Source organism: Dietzia sp., assembly GCF_036741115.1.
Lineage (GTDB): Bacteria > Actinomycetota > Actinomycetes > Mycobacteriales > Mycobacteriaceae > Dietzia.
Genome location: NZ_DAINST010000047.1, coordinates 1 through 10,435 on the forward strand (window position 1 = coordinate 1; position 10,435 = coordinate 10,435).

Consider the following 10,435-nt stretch of genomic DNA (forward strand, 5'->3'; position numbering starts at 1 on the left):
CCGGCCGCATAACCGCGTCGATCCCCACGCTCAAGGCGCTCCTCGACGCCGGCGCGTCCCTCGTGCTCACCGCGCACCTGGGTCGCCCCGACGGCACACCCGACCCGAAGTTCTCGCTCGCGCCGGTCGCGGCGGAGCTCACCGAGCAGCTCGGACAGTACGTGCAGCTCGCCGAGGATGTCGTGGGCACGGACGCTCGCGAACGCGCCAACGGGCTCACCGACGGCGATGTCCTGCTCGTCGAGAACGTTCGCTTCGATCCGCGCGAGACCTCGAAGGACGCCGCCGAGCGCGAAGCCTTCGCCCGCGAGCTCGCCGGCCTGGTGGGAGAGGACGGCGCGTTCGTCTCCGACGGCTTCGGCGTGGTCCACCGCAAGCAGGCCTCGGTCTTCGATGTCGCATCGCTACTCCCGGCGTACGCCGGCAAGCTCGTCTCAGCCGAGGTCGACGTCCTCGCGAAGCTCACCGGGGATCCCGAGCGCCCGTACGCGGTCGTCCTCGGCGGCTCCAAGGTCTCGGACAAGCTCGCCGTGATCGAGGCGCTCGCGCCCAAGGTCGACACCCTCGTGATCGGCGGCGGGATGTGCTTCACGTTCCTCGCCGCGCAGGGCTATTCGGTCGGCTCCTCGCTGCTCCAGGAGGACATGATCGACACGTGCAAGGACCTTCTCGAGCGCTTCGGAGACGTCATCGCGCTGCCGGTCGACGTCGTCGCGGCTGCCGGATTCGACAAGGACGCCGTGCACAACACCGTCCCGGCGGACGCGATCGAAGACGGGACCATGGGTCTCGACATCGGCGAGGAGTCCGTGCGTAAGTTCGCCGGGCTCCTGGATTCGGCCAAGACGATCTTCTGGAACGGCCCCATGGGCGTCTTCGAGTTCCCGAACTTCGCCGCCGGAACGCGCGGGGTCGCCCAGGCGATCATCGAGGCGACGGCGAAGGGCGCGTTCTCCGTCGTGGGCGGCGGCGACTCTGCTGCGGCCGTGCGCACGCTGGGCCTCGGAGAGGAGAACTTCTCGCACATCTCCACCGGCGGCGGAGCCTCCCTTGAGTACCTCGAGGGCAAGGAGCTTCCCGGCGTCGCGGCTCTCGCGAAGTAGCCCGGCAGACCGACGAGTTCGAACACGATAGATACCGCACCGACGCGAAAGGAACAGATCATGGCAGCTCCGCGCAGGCCGCTCATCGCCGGCAACTGGAAGATGAACCTCAACCACCTCGAGGCGATTGCCCTCGTGCAGAAGGTCGCCTTCGCCCTCAAGGACAAGTTCACCGAGAAGGTCGACGTCGCTTTCCTCCCGCCGTTCGTGGATCTGCGCGGCGTGCAGGTCGTCATCGAGGGGGACAAGCTCCCGTTCTCGTACGGCGCGCAGGATGTCTCGACCCACGATTCCGGCGCCTACACGGGCGAGGTCTCGGCTCCCATGCTCGCGAAACTCGGCTGCAGCTACGTTGTGGTCGGGCACTCGGAGCGCCGCGAGTACCACGCGGAGACGGACGAGATCGTCGCGCAGAAGGCCGCGAAGGCCATCGAGAACGGGATCACCCCCATCGTCTGCGTGGGCGAGAAGCTCGACGTCCGCGAGGCTGGCAACCATGTCGAGCACGTCGTCTCGCAGCTCGAGGCCTCGCTCGCGGGACTCGACGCGGCGCAGCTCGGCAAGGTCGTCGTCGCGTACGAGCCCGTGTGGGCCATCGGAACGGGCAAGACCGCATCGGCGGCCGATGCCCAGGAGGTGTGCGCGGCGATCCGCGAGGCGCTCGCGAAGATCGCCTCGCCCGAGGTCGCCGCGGCCGCCCGCGTGCTCTACGGCGGCTCGGTGAGCTCCTCGACGATCGGCGAGCTCATCGCCCAGCCGGACGTCGACGGCGGCCTCGTCGGCGGCGCCTCGCTCAAGCCCGAGGAGTTTGCACAGCTCTCCGCCATCGCGGCGGAGGGCGCTCCGGGGGCGTAGCCTCCCGGCGTCCACGCCGAGGGCGAGGTGACTCCTCGGCGTGGCGATTGGTCGCCGATCCACGGCGGCCGGTAGTGTGGGCACAGTTGTGCGCGCGCACCAAACCTGCGCGCGCTGCGGAGAGGGCGAGGCCGGTCTCGGATCGGATACCGGCCTCGCCAAGCGGGCCCGGTAGGGCCCGCTCTCGATAGGAGGAGAGGGCGCATGAAGCTCGCGCTGGAAATCCTGCTCGTACTGAGCAGCATCATCTTGATGATCCTGGTGCTCATGCACCGCGGCAAGGGCGGCGGCCTGTCGTCGCTGTTCGGCGGCGGCATGCAGTCGAGCCTCTCCGGTTCGAGCGTCGTCGAGCGCAACCTAGACATCTACACCGTGGCCGTCGGCCTGGTGTGGCTCGCGCTCATCCTCGTGTTCGGGCTCGGCGTCTCGTTCCAGTGGTTCTAGCAGCGGGAGCGCGCTAGTCATTCGTATGACGGCGGAGGCCGGGAATCTCCAGGAGATTCCCGGCCTCCGCCGTCATTTACATCCGTCCAGCCGGAACTGCTAGAGGCGCGAGGCCGATCCACGGTCGAGGTACCAGGTGGTCGCCTCGAGGCCGCGCGCGCCGGCAGCCGGCCACTGCACCGGATCCGCCCCTGCCGCCGAGGCCGCGGCGACGGCCTCCGCTTTCTCCTCGCCAGCCACGAGCAGCAGCACGTTTCGGGAGCGGCGCACAACGCCGAGGGTGTAGGTCATCCGTTCGGGCGGGGGCTTCGGGCAGTCGTGTACGGCCATGATGTCCTCGGCGGCGTGGCCGTCCTCTCCCGCGAGGACCTGCGGGGAGTCGGGGAACACGGAGTTGACGTGCCCCTCGCCGCCCATGCCGAGGCAGAAGGCGTCGAAGTACGGCTCGTCGCCTGCGGGCAGCGGATGCGCGGCGGCGAAGCTCGCGGCGGCCTCATCGACGTCCTGGGCACCTCTGTCGCCCGGGGCCGGCCAGTCCACGACGGTCGCCGCGCCGAAGGCTGCCGGGAGCGCCGCGGCGATCTGGGTGCTGTTGCGCTCGGGGTCGTCGCGGGCGACGAAGCGCTCGTCGCCGAAGTGGATCTCCACGCCCGACCAGTCGATCTCGAGCGCGGCGAGCTCGCGGGCCGTCCGCAGTCCGGCCCCGCCGCCGGTGAGGCTCACCCTGCCCGGGCGGCCGAGGCGTTCGCGGGTGTCGGCGAGGATCGCCGCGATAGCGGCGGCGGCCGCCGCCGCCAGAGCATCGACGTCCTCGTGGACCACGTGTTCGGGGTCCGGGTAGGCAGAGGGGTCGAAGGGCACGGGGGCGGGCGGATTGGCCGCGGTGTCTTCGCTCATGACGATTGCTCTCCTATTCCTGGCGGGCTGGGCTGATTCCAGAGCGCGGCTCAGCGCACCGAGGCCGCCGTGTCGATGACCCTGTCGAGCCCCCGCAGTGCCTCGGCGAAGATCTCATCGGAGTCCATGCGGCGCAGGTCCTCCGCGAGGCAGTCGGCGACCGAGCGCCCCGGGATCGGCGCGCGAGTCGGTTCCTGCCCCGTGATCCGCACCTCCACTGTGTGCGAGTCGATCTGCTCGATGACGATGCTGCCGCTCGCACGCTCGAGGGCGACCATCGGCCGCCCCACCGCGCGACGCACGTCGATACCGAGGCGCGAGGCGAGCCAGCCGCCGGCGAGGTCCGTCGAGCCCGCGTTTTCGGGGCCGCACACGGTCGCCGCGGTGATCTCCTCGTGGGGGCGCTGGTCGAGCAGCGTGGTGAGCAGCGCGCGCCACGGCGTGATCCTCGCCCACGTGAGGTCGGTATCGCCCGGTGTGTAGCCGGCGGCCCGCTTCGCGAGCGCGTCGGAGGGGTGCCCCTCGGCATCGGAGTCTGTGATCCGCCGCAGGGCGAGCTTTCCGATTTTGCTCGCGGCGATGTCCACGGGGGAATTGCGCGGCCACCATGCGGCGACCGGGGTGTCCGGGAGCAGCAGGGGAGTGACCAAAGCGGCCGCCTGGGTCGTGAGGCCGCCGTGGGTGCGGAGCACGATCACCTCGGAGGCGCCTGCATCTCCGCCCACGCGGATCTGCGCGTCGAGGCGATTCGGAGTGGCGCGCTCCCCGCGGATCACGACGATCACGCGGCACGGGTGCTCGCGCGAGGCGTCGTTGGCCGAGCGGATCGCTGCCTCGGAGCCGGCGACGGCGTCGGTGATCACGATGAGCGTGAGCACCCGGCCGATCATGGGGATCCCCGAGTTCTCCCGGAGCTTCGTGAGCCGCTTGTTGATCGCGGAGGTCGAGGTATCGGGCAGGTCGATGATCACGGTCGCCTCCAGCTTCGTCCGTCGCGCGCGAGCATCTCGTCGGCGCTGCGTGGCCCCCAGGTGCCCGCCGGATAGCTCTCGGGCATGCCCTTGCGTGCCCAGTTGTCGAGTACGGGGTCGAGAAGCATCCAGCTAAGCTCGACCTCCCGGGATTCCGGGAAGAGCGAGGGTGCACCGAGCAGCACGTCGAGGATGAGCCGCTCGTAGGCCTCGGGGGAGTCGACGGTGAAGGATTCGCCGTAGTCGAAGTCCATCGATACGTCTCGCACCTCCATGGTCGTGCCCGGGGTCTTGGAACCGAAGCGCAGGGTCACGCCCTCGTCCGGCTGGACGCGGATCACCAGGGCGTTGGAGCCGAGTTCCTCGGTCATCGTCTCGTCGAACGGCAGGTGCGGCGCACGGCTGAAGACGATGGCGATCTCGGTGACCCGGCGGCCGAGCCGCTTCCCGGTGCGCAGATAGAACGGGACGCCGCCCCAGCGGCGATTGTGCACCTCGAGAGTGATCGCCGCGTAGGTCTCCGTGGTGGACTCGGGGTCGTAACCCTCCTCCTCGTGGAGCCCGACGACCTTTTCGCTGCCCTGCCAGCCGGCGCCGTACTGGCCGCGGGCCGTGGTCTTGTCGAGCGGCTCGGCGAGCGCCGCCGACTCGAGGACCTTGATCTTCTCTTCGCGCAGGGAGTGGGCGGAGAAGCTCGTCGGCTCCTCCATGGCGACGAGCGCCATGAGCTGGATCAGGTGGTTCTGGATCACGTCGCGCGCGGCGCCGATGCCGTCGTAGTAGCCGGCGCGGCCACCGAGGCCGATGTCCTCGGCCATCGTGATCTGCACGTGGTCGACGTAGTGCGCGTTCCACACCGGCTCGAAGAGCTGGTTGGCGAAGCGCAGCGCGAGGATGTTCTGGACCGTCTCCTTGCCGAGGTAGTGGTCGATGCGGAACACCGACTCCTCGGGGAAGACGCTGCCGACGACGTCGTTGAGATCGCGAGCGCTGTCGAGGTCGTGCCCGAACGGCTTCTCGATGACGACGCGGCGCCACGATTCCCCGGACTGGTCGGCGACGCCCGTGCGCTCGAGCTGGCGGCACACGACGGGGAAATCATCCGGCGGGATCGAAAGGTAGAACGCGACGTTTCCGCCCGTGACTCCCGCCTCCTCGAGCTCTGCGAGCTGGGCGGCAAGCGCGTCGAAGCCCGAATCGTTGTCGAACGTGCCTGTCACGAAATGCAGGCCCTCCGCGAGACGCTCCCAGACGTCTTCGCGGAACGGCGTGCGCGAACGCTCCTTCGCGCATTTCTTCGCGAACTCCTCGAAGTCCTTCTTGCTCCACTCGCGGCGCCCGAAACCGATGAGAGCGAAGCCCGGGGGCAGGAGACCGCGGTTGGTGAGGTCGTAGATCGCGGGGATGAGCTTCTTTCGCGACAGGTCTCCCGTGACGCCAAAGATGACGAGACCGCACGGGCCCGCGATCTGCGGAAGGCGCCGGTCACGCGGGTCGCGGAGGGGATTGACCCGCCCGGCTTCCGTGTCCACGTCCGACGCCACCTCGCTATCGATGTCCGCCTCGATACCTGGCTCGTGCTGGCTCACCGGCCGCCCTTCCCTCGTGCGTCGCGCACTGTCGGATTTACTCCCCACCGTTGACGGCGGAGGTCCGGTCCCCGAAAGGGGGAACGTCCGCCGTCAGACCTACTTCTCGAGCCGGCCCGAGACCGCCTCATAGAGGTCCGCCCACGCTGTGACGAACTTCTCGACGCCCTGCTTCTCGAGGAGCTCGAAGACCTCGTCGGTATCGATGCCCGCTTCACGGAGGTCGGTGAAGACCTCGCGCGAAGCCTCTGCGGTGCCGCGCACGGTATCGCCCGTGACCTCGCCGTGCTCGGCGAACGCCATGATGGTGCCGAGCGGCAGAGTGTTGACGGTGCCGTGGGTGACGAGGCCCGTGACGTACATCGTGTCCGGGTAATCCGGGTTCTTGACGCCCGTAGATGCCCAGAGGAGGCGCTGCGGCTCCGCACCGGCGGCGGCGAGCTCGCGCCACTCCTCGGACTGCAGGAGCTCCTCGAACACCGCGTGGCACAGGCGCGCGCCAGCGAGCCCGGCCTTGCCGCGTAGCTCGGACGCGGCGTCGAGGCGGTCGTCGACCTCGGTATCGAGGCGGGAGACGAAGACCGAGGCCACGGAGTGGATGTTCGAGATGTCGTGGCCATTCGCGTGAGCGGCGGCGAGGCCCGACATGTAGGCGCGCGCGACCTGCTCGTAGCGCTCGGGGGAGAAGATGAGCGTGACATTGACGTCGATGCCCTCGGCGAGGACGCGGCTGATCGCGGGGAGCCCCTCGTCCGTCGCAGGGATCTTGATCATCACGTTGGGGCGGTCGACCTCTGCAGCGAGCTCGAGTGCCTGGGCGACGGTGGATTCGGTGTCGTGCGCGAGGCGCGGGTCGACCTCGAGGGACACGCGGCCGTCGACCCCGCGCGAGTTCTCGTAGACCGGGGCGAGCACGTCGCACGCGCGGCGGACGTCCTCCGTGGTGAGCTCGCGGACGACATGGTCGACGAGCTCGGAGCCGGTGGCGCCGTCGGCGCTCGCCAGGGCGGAGGAAATGCCCTCGTCGTAGGCCGCATCGCCGCCGGCGATCGCGGATTTGAAGATCGCCGGATTGGTGGTGACGCCTACGACGGCGAGCTCGTCGAGGTACTCGGCGAGCGTGCCCGAATCGATGAGCGTCCTGTTGAGGTCGTCGAGCCAGATGGAAACGCCTGCGGCGGCGAGCGCCGCGAGATTGCCGTTGGTCATTACTTCTCCTCGGTGGCGGTGCCGGTGGTGGCCAGGGACTCCTCGGCTGCGGCGACGACCGCGGCCGAGGTGAGGCCGAATTCCTTGTAGAGGGTCTGGTAATCGGCGGAGGCGCCGAAGTGGTCGAGCGCGACCGCGCGCCCGTTGTCGCCGAGCAGGCGGTACCAAGGCATGGGCGAACCGGCTTCGACGGAGACGCGGGCGCGCACCGCCGAGGGGAGCACCGACTCGCGGTACTCGACGTCCTGCTCGAGGAACCAGTCGAGGCACGGGACGGAGACGACCCGGACCGCGGTGCCGCGCGACTCGAGCTCGCGCGCGGCCTCGACCGCGAGGGAGACCTCGGAGCCTGTACCGAGCAACACGACCTCGGGGGTCGACTCGGAATCGCGGAGCACGTATGCGCCGCGCCAAACGCCCTCGCGTGCCTGCTCGCGGGTGCCCTCGAGCACGGGGACGTTCTGGCGGGTCAGCGCGATGCCCTTGGGGCCGCCGCGCTCGACGCTCGCGGCCCACGCCGCCGCGGTCTCGTTGGCATCGGCCGGGCGCAGCACGGACATGCCGGGGATCGCGCGCAGCGAAGCGAGCTGCTCGACCGGCTGGTGGGTCGGTCCGTCCTCGCCGAGGCCGATCGAATCGTGCGTCCACACGTACGTGACATGCGTGTTCTGCAGCGCCGCGAGGCGGACTGCAGGGCGCATGTAGTCGGAGAAAATGAGGAAGGTCGCGCCGTAGGGGAGGGTCGGGCCGTGGAGCGAGATTCCGTTAAGGATCGAGCCCATCGCGTGCTCGCGGATGCCGAAGTGGAGGTTGCGGCCGTACGGGCTCGCCTCGAACGAGGACGTCGAGATCGATTCGGGGCCGAAGGACCTGGCCCCCTTGATGATCGTGTTGTTCGATCCGGCGAGGTCCGCGGAGCCGCCCCACAGCTCGGGGAGCGCGGCGGCGACGGCCTGGATGGCTGCCTCGGACGCCTTGCGGGTGGCGATGCCCTTCTCGTCGGGCTCCCAGGCTGGGAGTTCGGAGTCCCAGCCGGAGGGGAGATCGCCCGCGCGGAGACGGTCGAAGAGTTCCTTGCGCTCGGAATTGTTCGCCGCCCACTCGGAGAAGAGCTCGTCCCACTGGGCGTGGACACGGGAACCGCGCTCGAGGGCGCCGCGGGTGTGCTCGAGGACATCGGGGGCGACCTCGAACGGAGCGGTACCGGCGAGGCCGAGCGCCTCTCGAACGGCCTCGACCTCGTCGGCGCCCAGGGCGGCGCCGTGCGATGCGCCCGTGTTCATCTTGTTTGGGGCCGGGAAGCCGATCACTGAATGGAGCACGATCAGCGAGGGCTTGTCCGACACCTGGCGCGCCTCGGTGAGCGAGTCCTCGAGCGCAGCGAGGTTGTTCGCACCCTCCACGTGCTGGACGTGCCAGCCGTATGCCTCGTAGCGGGCGGCGACGTCTTCGGAGAACGCGATGTCCGTGTCGTCCTCGATGGAGATCTGATTGGCGTCGTAGATGACCACGAGGTTGCCGAGCTGCTGCGTGCCGGCGAGGGAGGAGGCCTCGGAGGTGACACCCTCCTGGAGATCGCCGTCCGAGGCGATGACGTAGACGAAGTGGTCGAACGGGCTCTTGCCGGCCGGTGCCTCGGGATCGAACAGGCCGCGCTCGTATCGCGAGGCCATCGACATGCCCACCGAGGTGGCGAGGCCCTGGCCGAGCGGGCCCGTGGTGGTCTCGATGCCCTTGGTGTGGTGCACCTCGGGGTGGCCGGGCGTGAGCGATCCCCACGTGCGGAGCTTCTTGAGATCGTCGAGCTCGAGGCCGTAGCCCGCCAGGTAGAGCTGGATGTACTGGAGGAGGCTCGCGTGCCCGGCCGAGAGAACGAAGCGATCACGCCCTGCCCAGTCCGGGTCCGCCGGGTCCAGGCGCATGACGCGCTGGAACAGCGTGTATGCGACCGGCGCGAGGCTCATAGCCGTGCCGGGGTGGCCGCTGCCGCAGTTCTCGACGGCGTCGGCCGCGAGCATGCGGGCCGTGGCCACCGCGCGGCTGTCGAGATCGGTCCAGTTGGACGGATTGCTGTCTTTGGTGAGGTCGGCAACTTCCGAAGGACTGAACACTATTGGCACTCCCATGCTGCGTGGATCGAGATGTTCCGGATGGCGGTGGCGGTGTGCAATGGAGAAGGACGGCGGGCGCCTCGCCGAGCGCTAATTCTCCGTCCGGCAATTCGCCCTGGTCCGGCCGCCGGCAGGACCGCTGCCCTGCGACCTTTTCCGGGTAAAAGCCGAGTTATCTCCCGACTATTTCCCTGTCTTCTCCGAGTGCGCGGGCGCCCGTCGGCACCCCACCGCCCGTGGGTACCCCTACAGAGTAGTTATCCCCTCGGACTCGTGTCGCCGGGGTCGCGGGTGTGTACCGGGATTACGTCGCCGCAAGACCCGACACGTAGACTTGAGCCGCAGTTGCCCCACGGAGATCCGCGTCCTTTCGGTCGCAATGTGTTAGTCCGTGCGCAGATCGCAGCAAGAGGAGAGCAGTGCACGAGTCCATCCCACGGCGAGCCGGTCGATCCGGGAATCCTTCGTATTCCGGGACGCCCGCCGGGGAACCCGTAAACGTGGAGACGTCGGCGGGGAACTCGGCTGGGGCCTCTGGTGGAAACACAACGCGCGGCCCGCTGGGGCGTGCGAAGGACATCATCGGCGCCTATATCGCGCTCACGAAGCCGCGGGTCATCGAACTCCTCCTCGTCGCCGCGATCCCGTCGATGCTCCAGGCCGATAGAGGCCACATCCACCTCGGCCTCGTCCTGCTCACACTCGTCGGCGGCTGGATGGGCGCGGCCGCCGCCAACACGTACAACATGGTCGTCGATTACGACATCGACCAGGTGATGAAGCGGACGGAAAAGCGCCCGCTCGCCCGGCACGCGGTGTCCAGGCGCGCTGCGTTCATCTTCGCCACGCTGCTCATGGTGGCCTCGGTGCTCTGGCTCGGTCTTCTCGCGAAGAGCTGGCTCGCGGCCGGGTTCATCGTCCTCACCATCATGTTCTACGTCTTCGTGTACACGATGGTGCTAAAGCGACGCACGTGGCAGAACGTCGTGTGGGGCGGAGCCGCGGGCTGCATGCCGGTTCTCGTGTCCTGGGCCGTGATTACGGACAATCTCCCCTCGGGCGAGGGTTCCGCATGGTGGCAGGCGATCGTCTTGTTTCTCATCATCTTCTTCTGGACGCCGCCGCACACATGGGCACTCGCCATGCGCTACAAGGACGATTACGAGCGCGCCGGGGTGCCGATGCTTCCGGTCGTCAAGACCCCGCGAGAGGTAACTCTCCAGATCGTCCTCTACACGTGGGTCACCGTGCTCGTC

Annotated in this window: 9 protein-coding genes; 4 read left to right on the forward strand and 5 right to left on the reverse strand. The window is 68.8% G+C overall.

Features of this window, described 5'->3' with window-relative positions; translation table 11 throughout:
• From V7E05_RS08665 to secG, 3 genes are all read left to right on the forward strand, one after another.
• Positions 1-1,103 (forward strand): phosphoglycerate kinase (locus V7E05_RS08665; protein WP_333619266.1); only part of this gene is annotated, 1,103 nt, incomplete at its 5' end.
• Between the two features lie 60 nt (positions 1,104-1,163).
• Positions 1,164-1,958 (forward strand): triose-phosphate isomerase, encoded by a 795-nt coding sequence (gene tpiA / locus V7E05_RS08670; protein WP_333619267.1) that lies wholly within the window; start codon positions 1,164-1,166, stop codon positions 1,956-1,958.
• A gap of 204 nt (positions 1,959-2,162) precedes the next feature.
• Positions 2,163-2,402 carry a preprotein translocase subunit SecG gene (secG, locus tag V7E05_RS08675; protein ID WP_333619268.1) on the forward strand — a complete coding sequence of 80 codons (240 nt, stop codon included), beginning with the start codon at positions 2,163-2,165 and terminating at the stop codon, positions 2,400-2,402.
• 99 nt (positions 2,403-2,501) lie between these two features.
• On the opposite strand, the gene pgl is transcribed toward secG, so the two are convergent.
• The 5 genes from pgl to tkt all read right to left on the reverse strand — a co-directional run bounded on the left by pgl (position 2,502) and on the right by tkt (position 9,182).
• A complete protein-coding gene (pgl, locus tag V7E05_RS08680) occupies positions 2,502-3,299 on the reverse strand; it encodes a 6-phosphogluconolactonase (protein WP_333619269.1) in 798 nt (265 codons plus the stop codon).
• Positions 3,300-3,349: 50 nt separating this feature from the next.
• Positions 3,350-4,270, reverse strand: a complete 921-nt coding sequence (locus V7E05_RS08685; protein ID WP_333619270.1) for a glucose-6-phosphate dehydrogenase assembly protein OpcA — start codon at positions 4,268-4,270, stop codon at positions 3,350-3,352.
• Entirely contained in the window at positions 4,267-5,802 is a 1,536-nt protein-coding gene (gene zwf / locus V7E05_RS08690) for a glucose-6-phosphate dehydrogenase (RefSeq protein WP_333619284.1), read from the reverse strand. Before zwf ends, V7E05_RS08685 begins: the two co-directional genes overlap by 4 nt.
• 156 nt (positions 5,803-5,958) lie before the next feature.
• Positions 5,959-7,068 (reverse strand): transaldolase, encoded by a 1,110-nt coding sequence (gene tal, locus V7E05_RS08695; protein ID WP_333619271.1) that lies wholly within the window; start codon positions 7,066-7,068, stop codon positions 5,959-5,961.
• Positions 7,068-9,182, reverse strand: a complete 2,115-nt coding sequence (tkt, locus tag V7E05_RS08700) for a transketolase (protein ID WP_442891643.1) — start codon at positions 9,180-9,182, stop codon at positions 7,068-7,070. Before tkt ends, tal begins: the two co-directional genes overlap by 1 nt.
• A gap of 557 nt (positions 9,183-9,739) precedes the next feature.
• Between tkt and V7E05_RS08705 the strand changes: the two genes are divergently transcribed.
• A partial coding sequence (locus V7E05_RS08705) for a heme o synthase (protein WP_333619285.1) occupies positions 9,740-10,435 on the forward strand: 696 nt, incomplete at its 3' end.